The organism is Pantoea sp. CTOTU46764 (assembly GCF_031974595.1).
Classification (GTDB): domain Bacteria; phylum Pseudomonadota; class Gammaproteobacteria; order Enterobacterales; family Enterobacteriaceae; genus Pantoea; species Pantoea trifolii.
The window spans coordinates 40,373-58,520 of record NZ_DALYOQ010000018.1 but is presented as its reverse complement, the minus strand read 5'-3'; the positions used below and the strand labels follow the sequence as shown (position 1 = coordinate 58,520).

Here is an 18,148-nt window from a genome sequence, read left to right as displayed (position 1 = left end):
TCCTGTAATTGCCCGGTTGGGCGGAGGCAATATTTAGTCACACTTAGATCGCTAAAGCAATCGCTGTGTGAAAAATGAGCAAAAAAGGTTCAGCACATTGATCAACATCAGACAAAGTAACGGCCGCACAAGGCGGCCGTTAGCTTAGTAGCTGGCTTTCTGCGCCAGCAGCGTGGCGAAACGACATTTAATCCGGTTACCGTTTTCATCACGACGATGCAGTTCACCGACATCTTCGTTGTACTTCACGATGTGCCAGTTGCGGTAATAGTGGCTGAGCTCACCGGATTTAAACGCAAACGGGAAATTTTGCGTATTGGGATAATCATCGGTATCCATCGCCGCCACAATCAGGTTGTAGCCATATTTACGCGTGCTGGCCTGCATATCGGCAATCAACTGCGGAATGGTTGCCGGTTGCAGGAACATCATCACCACGGTCGACAGCACAAACTGATAGGCGCCGTTGAACCGTACGCTATTGAGATCGCACAGCTCGGTGTGAATGTTCTGCAGATCCTCTTCCGCGATGATGCTGTTCAGGCGTTCCAGACTGGCGGGATTACTGTCCCAGGCCGTTACCTCAAAGCCATGCTGATTGAGAAACAGGCTATTGCGGCCCTGGCCGCAGCCCAAATCCAGCGCTTTCCCCACTTCAAGATGTGGCAGGGCCGCCAGCACTTCAGAATGGGTCGGCGTGAGAGCGTATTTTTCAGCGTAATAGTTATCGGGGCGTGTAGTCATAACCAGATTGCGGGCCAACTGCCCGCTTTACTCCTCTTCTTCCAGCATCAGTTTCCAGCCGGTGACATCATTCCAGTAAGCTTGCTCGCGCTCCAGATCCAGCTGCACCAGCGTATTCTGGCTCAGGAAGCCGGCAGGGAAGGTCAGCGTCCAGTGGCCGTCGTCGGTGCTGAGCTTGAGCGAATCTGGTTTAGTGGTCGCCTGGCGCTGATTATTCAGCAGCGTGCCAAGACGCAGCAGGAATACCATCGGCAGAAACTGTTTCTTTTTAAACAAGGTGAAACGTGGCATCTCATCCTGCTTCACCGCTTTGCGGTGATAACGTACCAGCGTCGCCAACAGCATCTGTTGATCCTGATTAAAGCCCGGCATGTTGGAGTTTTGCAGGATGTAGGCCGAATGGCGCTGCATGCCGCTGTGATTGATGGTCAATCCCACTTCATGCAGCAGCGCGGCCCACTTTAGCAGCGCCGACAGTTGTGGATTGGCTTGCTTTGGATTCTGCTCCTGCCACTGCAAATAGAGCTTTTCGGTGGTTTCCAGCACGCGGAGCGCCTGATCGCTATCAATCGCGTAGTGATTGGCCAGACTTTGCGCGGTGCGGCTGCGAATATCCTGATGGCGGAAACGGCCTTCCATCTCATACAGCACGCCTTCCCGCAGAGCGCCGTCAGAAAGACGCAGTTCGCGAATCGCTAACGCATCAAACACGCCACACAAAATCGCTAAGCCCGGCACAAACACCGCTTTACGCTCTTCCGACAAGCCCGGCAGGCTCAGCGCGTTGAACGACTTATGCTTCAGCACTTCGGTGGTCAGCAACTCCAGCGTTTCGGGCGTAATCAGTTTCTCTTTTTCGCCCATCGCCAGCAGCACTTCGCAGGCGGCTTTGATGGAGCCCGAAGCGCCCAGCGCATATTGCCAGCCGTGCAGACGATATTGCCACGCCATGGTTTCCAGCTTTTGCGCAGCGGAGAGGCGCGCACGGCGGAAGTTTTCGGGCGTGATTTCTCCTTTCGGGAAGAACAGATTGGCGAAGCTGACGCAGCCCATGCGGCGGCTTTCTACCAGCTGTGGCTCAAAGTCTTCACCAATCACCAGTTCAGTTGAGCCGCCGCCGATATCAATTACCAGCTTGCGGCCTTTTTCCGGCTGCGTGTGTTCCACGCCCATGAAGATCAAACGCGCCTCTTCGTTGCCGGAAATCACTTCGATTGGATAGGGAATCACTTCAGCCGCGCGCTGCAAGAACTCTTCGGCGTTGCTGGCGATACGCAGCGTATGCGTACCGACGATCGTCACGTTGGCGGCACTAAAGCCCTGCAAACGTTCGGCGAACAACGCCAGACAGTTCAGCCCGCGCTCAATCGCTTCTTCGCTCAGGCGATTGTGCGCATCCAGCCCATCGGCTAGATGCACGCGCTGTTTCAGGCGTCCCAGCACTTGCAAAGCGCCATCCACCACGCGGGCAATGACCATGTGGAAGCTGTTCGAGCCGAGGTCGATTGCCGCGAATTCTTGAGGTTTCGGCGTACTTTTATGTGAGATTGGCATAGGCGTTATTCGGGTTGTTCCAGTTTCTTGATGTAGTCGTAAATGGCCAGCTGCGAACGCACCTTTTTACGGTTGCCGCGCGGCACATAACGATTACTCAGCTCTTTATCGACGATGCGGGCTTTCACCGTATCACTAAACAGAATGGCGATAATGTCCAGAATGCGTTGCTTCACGCGTGGATCAAGAATCGCCACGGCAACTTCAATGCGGTGATCAATGTTACGCGTCATCCAGTCCGCGGAAGAGAGGAACACCTTTTTCTCGCCGCCGTTCTCAAAAATATAGACGCGGTCGTGCTCGAGATAGCGGTCAACGATGCTGGTAATGCGAATATTTTCGCTGATGCCTGGTAAATCGGGGATCAGCGAACACATGCCGCGCACCAGCAGATTCACTTTCACGCCTGCCGACGAGGCGGCATACAGCCGATCAACTAAACCATTATCCACCAGGTTGTTGATCTTCAAGGTAATGCCGGCAGGATTGCCTTGCTGCGCGTTGGCAATCTCGGCATCAATGAACTTATACAGCATGTCGCGTGAGTTCTGCGGCGACACCAGCAGATGCTCGAAGGTCACCGGGCGATACGGATTCTCAATGAAGTTGAACACGCGGCGCACTTCATTGGTGATGCGCGCATCGGCGGTCAGCAATGAATAGTCAGTATAAATGCGCGCGGTTTTTTCGTTGAAGTTCCCGGTACCGATATGCGCATAACGCACTATTTCTTCGCCTTCACGGCGCGAAATCAGGAACAGCTTGGCGTGGATTTTCAGACCCGGCGCGGAGAAGATCACATGCACGCCCGCTTCGGTCAGGCGTTTCGCCCAGCGGATGTTGGCCTCTTCATCGAAGCGCGCCTGCAGTTCCACCACCACCGTGACTTTCTTGCCGTTATAAGCAGCGTGAATCATCGCATCCATGATGCGCGAGTTTTTCGCTACACGGTAAATGTTGATCTTAATCGCCAGCACGTTCGGGTCGAACGAGGCCTGACGCAGCAACTCCAGCACATGCTCAAAGGTGTGATACGGATAGTAGAGCAGCACATCGCGATTGCGGATGGCGTCGAAACCGTTGCGGAAGCCGTCAAAACCGATGTGACGAATCTGCGGCAGCGGACGGTTTTCCAGATTGCTTTTGCCGACGTTCGGGAAACCGATGAAATCTTTGAAGTTATGATAGCGGCCGCCGGGCACAATCGAATCATAGTTCGAAATCGACAGCTTATGGCGCAGCATTTCCACCATCGCATCCGGCATATCGCGCTGATAAACGAAACGTACCGGCTCGGCATTGAGACGCTGCTTGAGGCTCGACGACATCAGCTCCAGCAGGCTCGATTCCATCTCCGTTACCAGATCGTATTCGGCATCGCGCGTCATCTTCATTGAATAAGCATTCAGCGTATCGTAATCGAAGAAGCCTTTGAAAATTTCATCAAGGCAGTAGCGCAGGATGTTATCCAGTAGAATCATCGGTTTGCGGCGACGGGGTGACTCAGCCGGCAGATTAATAAAGCGCGGCACTTTATCCGACGGGATCTCCAGCAGCGCATAACGAATATCGTCGCCGCGAATGATCTCCACCGCCAGATAGGTGTAATCGTCTTTCAGGAATTCGATCAGATCGGTGTCATGGTTAATCAGAATCGGCGTGACGTGCTGGCGTAATTGATGTTTGAAGTAGTAGCGCAGCCACTCTTGCTGATTCGGTGACAGCTGGCGTTCGTTAATCAGGAAGATCTGATTACGCGCCATTTCCAGCAGCAGATCGTTATACAGCGCGTCGAACTCTTGATCCGACTTCTGTACCCGCAGCTGAATTTTCTTTAACAAATGTCGCAAAGAGGTCGGTTTGCCTTGCTCTTCGCTGATCAGAATCCGCCGCTTGAGATCGGCAAAGCGGACTTTATAGAACTCTTCGAGGTTATTGGAATAAATTCCCAGAAAGCGCATGCGCTCAATCAGCGGATTACTTTTATCCGAGGCTTCCTGTAACACACGTTCATTGAAGCTTAACCAGCTTAATTCTTTTTCTATATACAGCTTATCCTGACCCATTCTGACTCCGAGATGCTGATGCTGGACGGAATGTCCGGCGGAAAATGCACAAAAATGCGTTACCGCTCAGTGTCCGTCACCATTATGGCGAGAGTATGGCAGGCTTGTCCAACGTCAAAGGTTGTCTTATCAATCAGCTACGGGCAACATAGCGACTTGTTTCCACCGGTAACCTGGCCTGCATGAGCATAAATCGTATTCCCGTCCACTTTAGCGACCGTCGTCGACGCGCCACTGATAATGTAGTGCGCCGCGTTGTCACAGCTTGCGGCGTGGGAATTTTGCTGCTGATGTTACTGCTGTTCTTCTGGCTGATCTGGGTGGTGCTGCCGCTGTTTAGCGCGCCCGGAATACATGCCACCACCAATATTCAGCTGTGGGACAAAGCCCCAATGCTGGCGATGGGCAGCGACGGGCATTTGGGCTGGCGCATCAGCCGCAACGAAGCGCGCTTTATCCCGCTCGATGGTCAACCTGCGGCACCGGCACTGGCGCTGAATGGCAAGCCTGATGCAGCGATCGCAAGCCCAGATAACCGCAGCGTGCTGCTCAATATGCAGGGCGAACTGCTGTTAATGCAACCGGTTATCCGCAACGGCAGCGGCGAATGGGGTTTCCCGCTCGGCGACCGTCCGCTGCGCTTACCGCAAGGCCCGGTCAGTAATATGGCGCTGACGTCGCTCAACGATCATCAATGGTTGATTGCCGCGCAAACCGCAGCCGGCATCAGCCTGCTCACGCTGGAAAATACGCAAAAGGTGAATCAGATCCTGTTGCCGCAGCAGCAGGCCGATCATCTGCTGCTGTCGCCGGACGGCACCTTACTCTACGCCAGCAGCGGGCGCTTACTGCGCGTGTGGCAAATCACACCGGATGGCGCGCAGTTACGCGAAACGCAAACCCTTAATCTGCCACCGCAAAGTCTGCATATGCTGGCCGGTGGACGCACCTTGCTGATTCAGGATGCGCAAGGCGTGCAGCAATGGTTCGCTATCGCCAGCGATAAAGGGCCGCGTCTGCAACAGATTCATACTTACAACGGCAGCCAGCAGGCGCGCGGCATCACGCCGGAACCGCAGCGCCGCGTGTTTGCCACTTACGATGCGCAGGGCAAGGTTCAGCTGTTCGCCAGCAAGCAGCAGGGCGCGATCTTAACCCGCCAACTGGCACCGGGCATTCAGGCGCTGGCCTTCGCGCCGCGCGGTGATGCCTTGATCATCGAACGCGCCGGGGAATGGCAGCAGTTTGCTTTAGATAATCCGTGGCCGGATTTCACCTGGCGCAACCTGTGGCAGAAAATCTGGTACGAAAACTATCCGCAGGCCGATTGGGTATGGCAATCCACCGCGGCGGGCGACAGCTATCAAGCCAAGTTCAGCCTGATGCCGCTGGTGCTGGGCACGCTAAAAGCTGCCAGTCTGGCGCTGCTGTTCGCCACGCCGCTGGCGCTGGCTGCCGCGATGTATACCGCGTGGTTTATGTCGCCGGGTTTACGACGCTGGGTGAAACCGGCGATCGAAATGATGGGCGCGCTGCCAAGCGTGGTGATTGGTTTGATCGCTGGCGTGTGGCTGGCACCGCATATCAGTACCGCGCTGGTCGGCGTATTGTTGCTGCCGCTGGTGCTGGCGGCCACCTTACTGTTGTGCGGTGTGCTCAGTCCGCGGTTGCCTGCCAGCTGGCGACGTCCCGGCTTTGAAGTGATTTTGCTGCTGCCGGTGTTGCTGGTGGTTACGCTGTTAACGCTGTGGCTGCCAACGCTGTTCTGGCCGGACATTGGCGAGCGTTTAGCGCATTACGAACAGCGCAACCTCTTAGTCGCTGCGCTGGCGATGGGTTTTGCACTGGTACCGCTGATTTTCACCTTATCGGAAGATGCGCTGTTCAGCGTGCCGGGCGCGCTCGGGCAGGGCTCGCTGGCGCTGGGTGCCACGCCGTGGCAAACCCTGACGCGTGTGGTGCTGCCGGGCGCCTCGGCGGGCATCTTCGCTGCATTAATGATTGGCTTTGGCCGCGCCGTCGGCGAGACGATGATTGTGCTGATGGCCACTGGCAATACGCCGGTCAGCGAAGGCGGCTTATTTGCTGGTCTGCGTGCGCTCTCCGCCAACATTGCCATTGAGATGCCCGAAGCCGCAGCGGGCAGCGCGCATTACCGCATTCTGTTCCTCAGCGCGTTGATATTGTTGATCTTCACGTTGGTGATCAACACCATCGCCGAGTTGATTCGTCAGCGTCTGCGTCAACGCTACAGCCAGCATGAGGGCCACGGATGACGGCGATGAAACAGAACGATCGCTGGCGCTGGCTCACCGCCGGGGCTGTCGCGGTTTGCCTGCTGGCGTTTACCTTGTTGATTGGTTTGCTCGGCTGGCAAGGCGTGCGCGCTTTCTGGCCGCAGCCGGTCGATCAATATCAGTTCCAGCCACCGGAAGGCAGCGCGGTGATGGTGCTGGGCGAAACCCTGCAAAAGCAGCAGCAGGGCGAACAGTGGCGCTATGTGGTGAAAACTGGCAACCGTGACTTTGCCGCGCCGGATTTCCGCGTGCTTTACAGCCAGGGCGAGGCGAAAACCCGTCGTCCTGTCGATGTGTTGGTGCTACAGCGCCGCAACGGCGGCAATGCCTATGGTTGGCTGGTGGAGCTGCGCCAGGATAATGAAGTGATGACCGCGCAAAGCCGCGATGCCTTGCTGCATCAGCGTTTGCAGCAGGTACATGAGCAGTTGCGGCAGGCGAGTAACATCCGCCGCATTGAGATGGCGCGCCTGAATGCACAGCTGGAAAGCCTGCAGCAGCAGGCCGATGAGCAGCAGCGTAACGGCAGCTTCAGCCTGGAAGTGCAGTCCGAGTTTGATGCCAATCGCACCGCGTTACAACGCCGCTTCAACGCGCTGGCGCAGCAGTTAACCCATCTGCAGCATGAAAGTCAGCGCGATACGCTGGTGCTGCGCGATGTGAACGGCGTGGATCACACCATCCCGCTGGCGCAGGTAGTGGATGCGTGGTATCCGAATGCCATGACCTTAACCAACAAAACGCTGCACTTCTTCAGCCAGATTTGGCAATTCGTCAGCGATTCACCGACTTCCGGTGGCGGCGAAAGCGGGGCGTTTCCGGCGATTTTTGGCACCGTGCTGATGGTGCTGTTGATGTCGATCATCGTCATGCCGCTCGGCGTCATCGCTGCGGTATGGCTGCACGAATACGCCGGACGCAATGCGCTAACGCGGCTGGTGCGCATCGCGGTAGTGAATCTCGCCGGCGTGCCATCGATTGTCTACGGCGTGTTTGGCCTCGGCTTCTTTGTCTGGCTGATTGGCGGCACCATCGACCAGCTTTTCTTCTCCAGCGCCCTACCCAATCCCACTTTTGGTACGCCGGGCTTGCTATGGGCCGCGCTGACGCTGGCGCTGCTGACGCTGCCGGTAGTGATCGTTGCCACCGAAGAGGGATTGTCGCGCATTCCGGATAATCTGCGTCAGGGATCGCTGGCGCTGGGCGCAACGCAGGCGGAAACGTTGTGGCGCGTGGTGCTGCCGTTGGCGGTACCCGCCATGCTCACCGGCCTGATTCTGGCGGTGGCGCGTGCGGCTGGAGAAACCGCGCCGCTGATGCTGGTGGGCGTGGTGAAAATGGTGCCAGAGCTGCCGGTTGATGCGGTGTTCCCTTATTTGCACCTCGATCGTAAATTCATGCACCTCGGTTTTCAGATCTACGATTTGGCGTTCCAGAGCCCCAATATCGATGCTGATCGACCGCTGGTTTACGCCACCGCTTTGCTGCTGGTGGTGATCATCCTGTCGCTCAATCTGCTGGCGATGGCGCTGCGCCATCGGCTGCGTGAGCGTTACCGGCTTATGACGCACTAAAAAGGTTTCTGATGACGTCCGACTACGACATTGCCCTTCGCGTTAATCAGCTGTCGCTGTGGTATGGCGAACGCCAGGCGCTGAATAACATTGATCTGCAAATCCCGAAAAACCGCATCACGGCGTTGATTGGTCCTTCCGGCTGCGGCAAATCGACGCTGCTGCGCTGCTTTAATCGCATGAATGATGTAATCGATCGCTGCCGCATCGAAGGCGAGATTCTGCTGGATGATTACGCGGTGATGCAGGCAAATCAGGATCTTCCCGCGCTGCGTCGCCGCATTGGCATGGTGTTCCAGCGGCCGAATCCGTTTCCTAAATCGATTTACGAAAACGTAGTTTACGGCCTGCGCTTGCAGGGCGTACGCGATCGTCGCGTGTTGAATGAAGCCTGTGAACGTGCGCTGCGTGCAGCGGCATTGTGGGGAGAAGTGAAAGATCAGCTGGGGCAGAACGCCTTAACGCTCTCTAACGGCCAGCAGCAGCGCCTGGTGATTGCGCGCGCCATCGCCATTGAGCCGGAAGTGTTGCTGCTGGATGAGCCCACCTCGGCACTTGATCCGATCTCAACGCTGGTGATCGAGGAGCTGATGACCACGCTGAAGCAGCATTTCACGCTGGTGCTGGTGACACACAATATGCAGCAGGCGGCGCGCGTGTCGGATTACACCGCGTTTATGCATAACGGACAATTAGTGGAGTTTGATGAAACCGATCGTATCTTCACGTCGCCAAAAGCGCGGCGTACCGAAGATTACATTACGGGACGGTTTGGGTGATGGTGCGGACGTGATGAGGGTCGCCATGAATGGCGACCCTACGTTTATTCGTTTGCATAACCCTGTGGCGGCAAAAGCTGACCATCCAGCCAGGCTTTACCTTCACGCATCTGCAAACGCCCATCAACAAACCAGCTGATCACCAGCGGATAGATCGCGTGTTCCTGATGCTGCACGCGCGCGCTGATCTCGTCTTCGCTGTCGCCAGCAAACACCGGCACGCGCGCCTGCAAAATAATCGGTCCGCCATCCAGCTCGTCAGTGACAAAGTGCACTGAAGTGCCATGCTCTTCGTCGCCGTTTTCCAGCGCCTGACGATGCGTGTGCAAGCCCGGATATTTCGGCAATAACGACGGATGAATATTCACAAGACGATCGTGATAGTGCGCGACAAAAGCGCTGCTCAGGATGCGCATATAACCGGCCAGCACCACCAGATCCGGCGCGTAAGCATCAATCTCCTGCATTAGCTGGCGATCAAAGGCTTCGCGGTCGGCAAAATCACTGGCAGCTAACGCATGCGGCGGGACATTGGCTTCCTGCGCGCGCGTTAAACCATAGGCACTGGCTTTATTACTGAAAACGGCAGCGACGCTGCCGTTGATACGCCCGCTTGCGCAGGCGTCGAGGATGGACTGAAGATTGCTTCCGTTGCCGGAGATCAGTACAACCAGTTTCTTCATGGATTGATAACCACACGCTCTGCAGAATCAGACGCTTTAATCACACCGATTTTCCACGCTTTTTCGCCCGCGTCGGTCATCAGCTGTACCGCTTTATCGGCTTCTGCCGGGCTCAGCGCAATCACCATGCCCACGCCGCAGTTGAAGGTGCGGTACATTTCGTGACGGCTAACGTTGCCCGCCTGCTGCAACCAGCTGAACACCGAAGGCCACTGCCAGCTGCTCTCTTCCAGCACCGCCTGGGTGTTGTCAGGTAGAACGCGCGGGATGTTTTCCCAGAAGCCGCCGCCGGTCAGATGCGAAATCGCATGCACATCAACCTGTTCGATCAGGCTAAGGATGTTTTTCACATAGATACGGGTTGGCGCCAGCAGATGATCGGCCAGTGACTTGCCATCCAGCTGTTTAGTGGCCGGATCGGTCTGGCTGACTTCAAGAATCTTGCGCACCAGAGAATAACCGTTCGAGTGCGGGCCGCTGGAACCCAGCGCGATCAGCACGTCGCCGTCCTGCACTTTCGAACCGTCAATGATTTCTGATTTTTCCACCACGCCGACGCAGAAACCCGCCACGTCGTAATCTTCGCCGTGGTACATGCCTGGCATTTCAGCGGTTTCACCGCCGACCAGCGCACAACCCGACTGCAAGCAACCTTCGGCGATGCCGGTGATGACCGATGAAGCGGTATCCACATCCAGCTTGCCGGTCGCATAATAATCGAGGAAGAACAGCGGCTCAGCACCCTGAACAATCAGGTCGTTAACACACATCGCGACCAGATCGATGCCGATGCTGTCATGACGTTTGAGATCCATAGCCAGACGCAGCTTGGTGCCGACGCCATCGGTTCCGGAGACCAGCACAGGCTCGCGGTACTTCTGCGGCAGCGCACAGAGCGCGCCGAATCCGCCCAATCCACCCATAACTTCCGGGCGGCGGGTTTTTTTCACTACGCCTTTAATACGGTCAACCAGATCGTTACCAGCATCGATATCAACACCGGCGTCTTTGTAGCTGAGAGAGGTTTTGTCGGTCACTGCGGAATCCCCACGCGAGTTGCGGTTGGTGGCAAAAATTAAGCGCGGCAATTCTAACAGCGCAGGCAAACGTTTGCGAGTCCCATCTCATGCTGCCTTTGCATCGCCTCAGATTTTCGCCAATCCTTAGATGACGCAGGCTATTGACCGATGACATATGGCGCAGCGGCGAAAAGGCGGTATAATCCGGCGATTTTTTTTAGCTCAACTCAATTCCGGGAGAACAATCATGAAGATCGTGGAAGTTAAACACCCGCTGGTCAAACATAAACTGGGCCTGATGCGTGAGCATGATATCAGCACCAAGCGTTTCCGCGAGCTGGCCTCGGAAGTGGGCAGCTTGCTGACCTATGAAGCCACCGCCGATTTGGAAACCGAACGTGTGACGATCCAAGGCTGGAACGGTCCAGTAGAAATCGATCAGATCAAAGGTAAAAAAATCACTGTAGTTCCGATTCTGCGTGCTGGCCTCGGCATGATGGAAGGCGTGCTCGAGCACGTGCCAAGCGCGCGCATCAGCGTGGTTGGCGTGTATCGTGATGAAGAGACGCTGGAGCCGGTACCGTATTTCCAGAAGCTGGTGTCGAACATTGAAGAGCGCCTGGCGCTGGTGGTCGACCCGATGCTGGCAACCGGTGGTTCAATGATCGCTACCATCGATCTGCTGAAGAAAGCCGGTTGTACCAGCATTAAAGTGCTGGTGCTGGTGGCCGCACCTGAAGGTATTGCCGCGCTGGAGAAAGCGCATCCGGATGTGGAGCTTTACACCGCATCAATCGATCAGGGACTGAACGAGAAGGGTTACATCATTCCTGGACTCGGCGATGCCGGGGACAAGATTTTCGGAACCAAATAAAAGAAACCAGCCGGCCAGAGAGTCGGCTTTTTTTTGTCTAAAAATATTCAATGGGGATAGCGAAAAATATGACCCGTCGTGCAATCGGCGTTAATGAACGCCCACCGCTTTTACAAACCATTCCACTCAGCTTGCAGCATCTGTTCGCCATGTTTGGCGCAACTGTGCTGGTGCCGATTCTGTTCCACATCAACCCGGCCACGGTGTTGCTGTTTAACGGCGTTGGAACGCTGCTCTATCTGTTTATCTGTAAAGGCAAAATCCCGGCTTATCTCGGTTCAAGCTTTGCCTTTATTTCGCCGGTGCTGCTGCTGTTGCCGCTGGGTTACGAAGTGGCGCTGGGCGGTTTTATTCTCTGCGGTTTGCTGTTCTGCCTTGTGGCGCTGATCGTCAAGAAAGCCGGCACCGGCTGGCTTGATGTGATGTTTCCACCGGCGGCGATGGGCGCGATTGTCGCGGTTATCGGTCTGGAACTGGCAGGCGTGGCAGCGAATATGGCCGGTTTGCTGCCCGCTGACGGCACATCACCAGACAGCAAAACCGTGATCATCTCAATGGTCACGCTGGCGGTGACCGTGTTTGGTTCGGTGCTGTTCCGTGGTTTCCTCGCCATCATCCCGATTTTAGTCGGCGTGTTGGTCGGCTATGCGCTCTCTTACATGATGGGGATTGTCGACTGGACCGCAGTGGAAAATGCGCCGTGGTTTGCGCTGCCAACCTTCTACACGCCGCGTTTTGAGTGGGTGGCGATGCTGACCATTCTGCCAGCCGCGCTAGTGGTGATTGCCGAGCACGTGGGTCACTTAGTGGTTACCGCCAACATCGTGAAGAAAGATCTGATTCGCGATCCGGGCCTGCATCGCTCGATGTTCGCCAACGGATTATCCACCATGATCTCCGGTTTCTTCGGCTCCACGCCGAACACCACTTACGGCGAGAACATCGGCGTAATGGCGATTACCCGCGTCTACAGCACCTGGGTAATTGGCGGCGCGGCGATTTTTGCCATTCTGCTCTCCTGCGTCGGCAAACTGGCGGCGGCGATTCAGGCGGTTCCCGTGCCGGTGATGGGCGGCGTATCGCTGCTGTTGTACGGCGTGATCGGCGCATCCGGTATTCGTGTGCTAATCGAATCTAAAGTGGATTACAACAAAGCGCAGAACCTGATCCTGACCTCGGTGATCCTGATCATCGGCGTGAGCGGTGCCAAAGTGCATATCGGCGCGGCCGAGCTGAAAGGCATGGCGCTGGCAACCATCGTTGGCGTTGGCCTGGCTTTGATCTTCCGTTTAATCAGCGTATTACGCCCGGAAGAAGTGGTGCTGGACGCTGAAGAGAAGCGCGAAAGTTAAGGCTGCAAGCCGGGCAGGGAAGCCCGGTTCATCTCCGGCAAAGATCGTGATAAACTTGCGCGGTTTTCTGCCCGCTCATCCGTTGAGGTACTTCTGAACACGCCGGCACAGCTCTCATTGCCACTCTATTTACCCGATGATGAAACCTTCGCCAGTTTCTGGCCGGGGGAAAACACGTCTCTGCTGGCGGCGCTGCAAGGCGCACTCTCTCAGCAACACGGTAGCTATCTCTATTTCTGGTCGCGCGAAGGCGGTGGCCGCAGTCATCTGCTGCACGCAGCCTGTGCGGAACTCTCGGCGCGCGGCGAAGCGGTGGGCTATGTGCCGCTGGATAAGCGCACCTGGTTTGTGCCGGAAGTACTGGAAGGGATGGAGAATCTGGCGCTGGTGTGCATCGATAATATCGAGTGCATTGCAGGCGATCCGGAGTGGGAAATGGCGATCTTTGATCTCTACAACCGCATTCTGGAAATCGGTAAAACGCGTTTGCTGATTACCGGCGATCGACCGCCGCGCCAGCTGAATCTCGGCTTACCGGATCTGGCGTCACGCCTCGATTGGGGGCAGATTTACCGTTTGCAGCCGCTCTCGGATGACGACAAATTACAGGCGATGCAGCTGCGTGCTGGATTGCGGGGTTTTGAGTTGCCGGAGGATGTCGGACGCTTCCTGCTGAAACGCCTCGACCGTGAGATGCGCACGCTGTTTGATACGCTGGATCGTCTCGATCGCGCCTCCATCAGTGCTCAGCGCAAACTCACCATTCCCTTTGTTAAAGAAGCGCTGGAGCTTTAGAGAATCTCCAGCGCCGCTTCAGGCGGACGGCCAATACGCGCCTGTTCGCCATTGATCACGATTGGGCGTTCGATCAGTTTCGGATGTTCTACCATCGCCTGCAGCAGCTGATCCTCGCTTAACGCGCTATTCGCTAAAGCCAACTCTTTATACAGCTCCTCTTTGCGGCGCATCAGTTCGCGCGCGCTGTGCATGCCAAGTTGTTGCAGCAGGTGCTGTAGCGTTGGCACATCGGGCGGCGTCTCAAGATAGAGCACCACTTCAGGCTCGATACCTTTTTCCTGCAACAGCGCCAGCGTCTCGCGGCTTTTGCTGCAGCGCGGGTTGTGATAAATGCTGACCATCTTCCTATCCTTTTTGGTAAACCTTAAAACGCTTCTGCAGTTCACGGAACTGATCGATGCGGGCGTCATAGCGCGCCTGTTTCAGGCTGCCAAGCGGCACCTGCGCACTGGCGCTGCTCAAAGTAGAGATCGCCTGATCGAGCTGCCCATTCAGCGCCAACCCTTCAGCGCGCGCTGAAAGTTCTTCATCCCGTAAACCCTGCGCCGCCGAAGCCTGCGCCAACAGATCAAAGGCGTTAACGTCGTCTGGATGGGCAAAGGTGTAGCGATTGAGAATACGGCTGGCGTTGGCTGGCTGTTTCGCTTCGACATAGGCGTTAGCCAGGTTCAGTTGCAGCACCGGATTGGTGCTACTGCCTTTGGCGCTGCTCAGCATGGCGGTCGCCTGCTGCGGCTGATTCAGGCCGATATCGATGTCGGTCATGATATCGAGGAACCAGACGTTATCCGGCTGTTTCGCCAGCAGCGGCGCAATCACCCGTTTGGCGCTATCAAAGCTTTTGGCCTGCAGGAACTGCACCGCTTTGCCGTACTGCGCCGCCTGCTGCTCGCGCACGTTGCCTTTGGCGTATTCGTTCAGCAAATCATCGGTAAGCTGATTGCGGCCCGTGGCGTACATGCCGAGCGAACGCACTTTCGCCATGTAGAAATCCTGCGACGACTGCACCACCACCGGACGCATCTGGTTGGCGCGGTTACGCGCATCGGCCAGTCGACTGTCGGGTAACGGGTGCGTCAGCAAAATTTCCGGCGGTTTGGAGGAGAAGCGGCTCTGATCCGCCAGCTTCTGCAGGAAAGTCGGCATCGCTTGCGGATCGAAACCGGCACGTTGCAGCACCTGAATACCGATGCGGTCAGCTTCCTGTTCGTTGCCCTGAGTAAAGCTGATAATGCCTTGCTGCGCGCCCGCCAGCGTACCGGTCAGCGCCGCCATGCCCGCTTGCGGACTAGCCATCGCCAGCAGAATCGACCCCAATGCGCCGACCCAGGTCAGCGGCGCATTGCGTCGCTGCTCTTCCATAGCGCGCGCCAGATGGCGCTGGGTGACGTGCGAGATTTCATGCGCCATCACCGATGCCAGCTGGCTTTCGTTATCGGTGTAACGGAACAGCGACGAATGCAGCACCACGTTGCCGCCAAAGAAGGCAAAGGCGTTGAGTTCATCGTTCTGAATCAAAAAGAAGTGGAACGGCGTGCGTACCGAGTTGGCATGCGCCACCAGACGCTGACCGAGCTCATTAATGTATTGATTCAACAGCGGATCGTTAATCAGAGGCGCACTGGCGCGCAGCTGGCGCACGTAGAAGTCGCCCATCTGCAGTTCCTGATTAATCGAGAGCGTCGAACCTGCTGTGGTACCCATGTCGGGCAGCGTATCACTGACGTCAGCGCGCGCATTCAGCGCAGGCGTCAGCAGCAGCGTAGGAATAAGGGCCGCCAGCAGTGATTTTTTCAACCGGTTAAACATGCCTTGATCCTGTAAAAGTCACCCAAAATTAGACAGGTAAGTGGTTCAGATGTTCTGCACTATTTTCCCATTTACTGAACGCGCTCTATCTTAACCAGACTGCGGCGACAAGCAAACGATGAAGATTCATAAGCTTTAAATGAAAAAAGGGTTACAGCATGACGAAGTTGCAGCAAAAAATTGAACAGCACGCCGCGATTTAAACAGGCTTCTTCACCCACAAAAGTTAAAGTTACGTAAAGTTGCTCAAAATTATTGAGCCTGGCATGAACTTTTCCAGGTTTACTCTGAAAAGAAGCGGCATATCAGCGCGGTTGGCCCGTTTTATCCATCAGTGATTTTAATCGTGATTGTGGTGTGAAAGGCAATTTGCACAGTAATCATCGGACAGATTTTAAACGCACGTAAACGTATCCCTTCTGAATTATGGCCACAATTTCACGGCCACTCTTTTCTTAACGCCTGCCAAAGTGTCAATCGAATGCCTTGTTCAATTAACCCTGCTAATTATTTTGCACGCAACCATTCAGCCGGACAGCCCGTCACTACAGGACTTTTGCCCTGCTCACGCTGTGGTATAGATAAAGCACTTTATTTAAACGGACTGTGAATTGACGCGCAGTGCATGCCGGAGAGTTTTTATGCGTTCTGTAGTCTCATACGCCCTTATCGCGATTGTCGGTGGCTTTGTTGGCGCCACCGTGAGCAAAGGTGATGACTTATATCAGCGTGTTGTCAGCCATTTTTCTGCCGAACCTACCGATCCCGACGGCTTCTGGAGCACGCCGGCCGTCGACGGCTACGGCAAAATCCATTACGAGCCAGATGCCGCCTTCAAACCGGTGGTGGGTTTAAGCAACAAAGTGGTGTTTCAAATCACCAAAAGTGAAGGCGAGATGACGCGGCCCAATCTTGGTCTTGAACGTGTCGCGCGCGTGGTGAATCTCTATATCGCCTCGGGCGTCCCGGCCGACGACCTGCACTTTGTGGTGTCGGTCACTGGCGATGCCACGCCAGCGATGCTGGATAACGCGCATTTCCAGCAGTTCTACAAAGCGGACAACCCCAATCTGGCGCTGATTGGCGCGCTGAATAAGTTGGGCGTGAAAGTTTCAGTGTGCGATCAGTCGGTGGCGTTCCATCACTTCCCGAGAGAGTGGATTGACCCATCGGTGATTCATGCACTCTCCAGCCCGACCACCGTGTCGACGCTGGAAAATCAGGGTTATGCACTCTTACAGATGTAAATCTCAGGCACAGGAGAAGTGAAATGCGTCCAGCATCCTATATCGTTATTGCGGCCCTGGCAGGTTTTGTCGGCGGCAATGTATTACAACTGCCCGATTTGGTCGACAAGGTCAGCGATAAATTCGCCGACAAGAAAACCGAACCGGCTGACTTCTGGAGCACGCCGGCGATCGACGGCTACGGCAAAATCCATTATGTGAATGTGCCGGACTACAATCCGGCCACCACGCCGGGATTGAGCAATAAAATCGTCTTCCAGATCAACCGTAATGAAGGGGATATTCACCAGGCCAACCTCGGGCTGGAGCGCGTGGCGCGCGTCACCAACCTTTATTACGCGGCGGGCGTACCGCTCGATCAGCTGAAGTTTGTGGTGTCGATCAACAGCGATGCGGTTCCAGCTGCACTGAACAACGATCAGTTCCGCAAAGCGTACGGCACCGATAACCCGAATCTCAAGCTGATTGATGAGCTGAGAAAAGCCGGCGTGAAGGTGACTATTTGCGATCAGTCGGTGGCTTTCCATCAGCTGGAACGTGACTGGATTGATACGCGCGTCACCCACACGCTGTCGAGCGGCACCACCGTGGCGTCGCTGCAAAATGAAGGTTACGCCTTCCTGATGTTGTAATTTCTGCCTGACAGCAGTTCGCGCTGCTGTCATCTCGCTGTCATTTCTCCGCGATGTTGCTGTCACAGTTCGCCGCTAGTTTAAGCGCCAATGAGATCGATCTCATTGGCACTTTACGAGGCGAACATGTCCGATTTAATCAGCGTGGCCAAACTGGCTGGCGTTTCTCGCGCTACCGCTGCACGCGCTTTCTCTGATCCGCATCTGCTGCGTGCTGACACGCTGGAAAAAGTGTTGAGCGCATCCGAGCAGCTCGGCTTTCGCCCGAATCACATTGCCCGCCAACTGCGTACCCAGAGTTCAACCACCTTCGGCGTGCTGCTGCCGTCGCTGCTCAATCCGATCTTCGCCCGCCAACTACAAGCGATGGAGCGGCAGGCGCGTGCCGCCGGTTACGGTCTGCTGGTGGCAACCAGTGATTATCAGCCAGAGCGCGAAGCGGCGATTGTGGAACACATGCTGAATCAGCGCGTTGCCGGTTTGGTTCTCACCGTTGCTGATGCCGATAACAGCGCCATTCTGCATACGCTGCATCAAGCCAGCATGCCGTTTGTCCTGACGCACAATGTGCCGCAAGCCACGCACTGGCCCGCGATTTGCGTCGATAACCGTCAGGCGATGCAAGAAGCCACTCAACATCTGCTGCAGCTCGGCCATCGCCACATCGGCATGGTGGCCGGGCCGATGCTGCAATCGGATCGCGCACGTCTGCGCTATCAA

General features: G+C 55.8%; 16 protein-coding genes. 9 read left to right on the top strand and 7 right to left on the bottom strand.

Annotated elements, in window-relative coordinates:
- Positions 1 to 144: 144 nt before the first annotated feature.
- From tehB to ppk1, 3 genes are read right to left on the bottom strand one after another with little or no spacing between them, the layout of a single operon-like run.
- The gene (gene tehB / locus RTM06_RS09095) at positions 145 to 750 is read right to left on the bottom strand and encodes a tellurite resistance methyltransferase TehB (RefSeq protein ID WP_409455795.1); all 606 of its coding nucleotides are present in this window, start codon (positions 748 to 750) and stop codon (positions 145 to 147) included.
- A 21-nt stretch (positions 751 to 771) separates the two neighbouring features.
- Positions 772 to 2,298: an exopolyphosphatase gene (ppx, locus tag RTM06_RS09090; protein WP_312181569.1), complete on the bottom strand. Its 1,527-nt coding sequence runs from the start codon at positions 2,296 to 2,298 to the stop codon at positions 772 to 774.
- A gap of 5 nt (positions 2,299 to 2,303) precedes the next feature.
- On the bottom strand, positions 2,304 to 4,364 hold the full coding sequence (ppk1, locus tag RTM06_RS09085) for a polyphosphate kinase 1 (RefSeq protein WP_008108325.1): 2,061 nt from the start codon (positions 4,362 to 4,364) through the stop codon (positions 2,304 to 2,306).
- Positions 4,365 to 4,546: 182 nt separating this feature from the next.
- Between ppk1 and RTM06_RS09080 the strand changes: the two genes are divergently transcribed.
- The 3 genes from RTM06_RS09080 to pstB are packed head-to-tail and all read left to right on the top strand — an operon-like array spanning position 4,547 to position 9,014.
- Positions 4,547 to 6,640: an ABC transporter permease subunit gene (locus RTM06_RS09080; RefSeq protein WP_312181567.1), complete on the top strand. Its 2,094-nt coding sequence runs from the start codon at positions 4,547 to 4,549 to the stop codon at positions 6,638 to 6,640.
- Entirely contained in the window at positions 6,637 to 8,235 is a 1,599-nt protein-coding gene (pstA, locus tag RTM06_RS09075) for a phosphate ABC transporter permease PstA (RefSeq protein WP_312181565.1), read from the top strand. Before RTM06_RS09080 ends, pstA begins: the two co-directional genes overlap by 4 nt.
- Before the next feature lie 11 nt (positions 8,236 to 8,246).
- Complete coding sequence (gene pstB / locus RTM06_RS09070; RefSeq protein ID WP_312181563.1) at positions 8,247 to 9,014, top strand: phosphate ABC transporter ATP-binding protein PstB; 768 nt, start codon at positions 8,247 to 8,249, stop codon at positions 9,012 to 9,014.
- A gap of 44 nt (positions 9,015 to 9,058) precedes the next feature.
- Here pstB and purN read toward each other — a convergent pair whose 3' ends face one another.
- Complete coding sequence (gene purN, locus RTM06_RS09065; protein ID WP_312181561.1) at positions 9,059 to 9,697, bottom strand: phosphoribosylglycinamide formyltransferase; 639 nt, start codon at positions 9,695 to 9,697, stop codon at positions 9,059 to 9,061.
- Positions 9,694 to 10,734, bottom strand: a complete 1,041-nt coding sequence (gene purM / locus RTM06_RS09060) for a phosphoribosylformylglycinamidine cyclo-ligase (protein WP_312181559.1) — start codon at positions 10,732 to 10,734, stop codon at positions 9,694 to 9,696. The genes purN and purM overlap by 4 nt, the downstream gene beginning before the upstream one ends.
- Before the next feature lie 229 nt (positions 10,735 to 10,963).
- Between purM and upp the strand changes: the two genes are divergently transcribed.
- The 3 genes from upp to hda all read left to right on the top strand — a co-directional run bounded on the left by upp (position 10,964) and on the right by hda (position 13,737).
- Positions 10,964 to 11,590: a uracil phosphoribosyltransferase gene (upp, locus tag RTM06_RS09055; protein ID WP_312181558.1), complete on the top strand. Its 627-nt coding sequence runs from the start codon at positions 10,964 to 10,966 to the stop codon at positions 11,588 to 11,590.
- A gap of 68 nt (positions 11,591 to 11,658) precedes the next feature.
- Positions 11,659 to 12,942: a uracil permease gene (gene uraA, locus RTM06_RS09050; protein WP_256697087.1), complete on the top strand. Its 1,284-nt coding sequence runs from the start codon at positions 11,659 to 11,661 to the stop codon at positions 12,940 to 12,942.
- A 93-nt stretch (positions 12,943 to 13,035) separates the two neighbouring features.
- Positions 13,036 to 13,737 carry a DnaA inactivator Hda gene (hda, locus tag RTM06_RS09045; RefSeq protein WP_036649513.1) on the top strand — a complete coding sequence of 234 codons (702 nt, stop codon included), beginning with the start codon at positions 13,036 to 13,038 and terminating at the stop codon, positions 13,735 to 13,737.
- On the opposite strand, the gene arsC is transcribed toward hda, so the two are convergent.
- Positions 13,734 to 14,081: an arsenate reductase (glutaredoxin) gene (gene arsC / locus RTM06_RS09040; protein WP_312181555.1), complete on the bottom strand. Its 348-nt coding sequence runs from the start codon at positions 14,079 to 14,081 to the stop codon at positions 13,734 to 13,736. The genes hda and arsC overlap by 4 nt on opposite strands.
- Before the next feature lie 4 nt (positions 14,082 to 14,085).
- Complete coding sequence (locus RTM06_RS09035) at positions 14,086 to 15,549, bottom strand: M48 family metallopeptidase (protein WP_312181553.1); 1,464 nt, start codon at positions 15,547 to 15,549, stop codon at positions 14,086 to 14,088.
- Between the two features lie 641 nt (positions 15,550 to 16,190).
- On the opposite strand from RTM06_RS09035, the gene RTM06_RS09030 reads away from it, so the two are divergent.
- The 3 genes from RTM06_RS09030 to RTM06_RS09020 all read left to right on the top strand — a co-directional run.
- Positions 16,191 to 16,796, top strand: coding sequence for a DsrE family protein (locus tag RTM06_RS09030; protein WP_312181551.1), 606 nt, complete (start codon positions 16,191 to 16,193; stop codon positions 16,794 to 16,796).
- A 23-nt stretch (positions 16,797 to 16,819) separates the two neighbouring features.
- Positions 16,820 to 17,428 (top strand): DsrE family protein, encoded by a 609-nt coding sequence (locus RTM06_RS09025; protein WP_265300253.1) that lies wholly within the window; start codon positions 16,820 to 16,822, stop codon positions 17,426 to 17,428.
- A gap of 126 nt (positions 17,429 to 17,554) precedes the next feature.
- Positions 17,555 to 18,148 (top strand): LacI family DNA-binding transcriptional regulator (locus RTM06_RS09020; protein WP_312181548.1); only part of this gene is annotated, 594 nt, incomplete at its 3' end.

Bases quoted from the DNA above. Each gene is read 5' to 3' on its own strand.
- ppx (WP_312181569.1), bottom strand. From the start codon at position 2,298: ATGCCAATCTCACATAAAAGTACGCCGAAACCTCAAGAATTCGCGGCA.
- ppk1 (WP_008108325.1), bottom strand. From the start codon at position 4,364: ATGGGTCAGGATAAGCTGTATATAGAAAAAGAATTAAGCTGGTTAAGC.
- RTM06_RS09080 (WP_312181567.1), top strand. From the start codon at position 4,547: ATGAGCATAAATCGTATTCCCGTCCACTTTAGCGACCGTCGTCGACGC.
- pstA (WP_312181565.1), top strand. From the start codon at position 6,637: ATGACGGCGATGAAACAGAACGATCGCTGGCGCTGGCTCACCGCCGGG.
- pstB (WP_312181563.1), top strand. From the start codon at position 8,247: ATGACGTCCGACTACGACATTGCCCTTCGCGTTAATCAGCTGTCGCTG.
- purN (WP_312181561.1), bottom strand. From the start codon at position 9,697: ATGAAGAAACTGGTTGTACTGATCTCCGGCAACGGAAGCAATCTTCAG.
- upp (WP_312181558.1), top strand. From the start codon at position 10,964: ATGAAGATCGTGGAAGTTAAACACCCGCTGGTCAAACATAAACTGGGC.
- uraA (WP_256697087.1), top strand. From the start codon at position 11,659: ATGACCCGTCGTGCAATCGGCGTTAATGAACGCCCACCGCTTTTACAA.
- arsC (WP_312181555.1), bottom strand. From the start codon at position 14,081: ATGGTCAGCATTTATCACAACCCGCGCTGCAGCAAAAGCCGCGAGACG.
- RTM06_RS09035 (WP_312181553.1), bottom strand. From the start codon at position 15,549: ATGTTTAACCGGTTGAAAAAATCACTGCTGGCGGCCCTTATTCCTACG.
- RTM06_RS09030 (WP_312181551.1), top strand. From the start codon at position 16,191: ATGCGTTCTGTAGTCTCATACGCCCTTATCGCGATTGTCGGTGGCTTT.
- RTM06_RS09025 (WP_265300253.1), top strand. From the start codon at position 16,820: ATGCGTCCAGCATCCTATATCGTTATTGCGGCCCTGGCAGGTTTTGTC.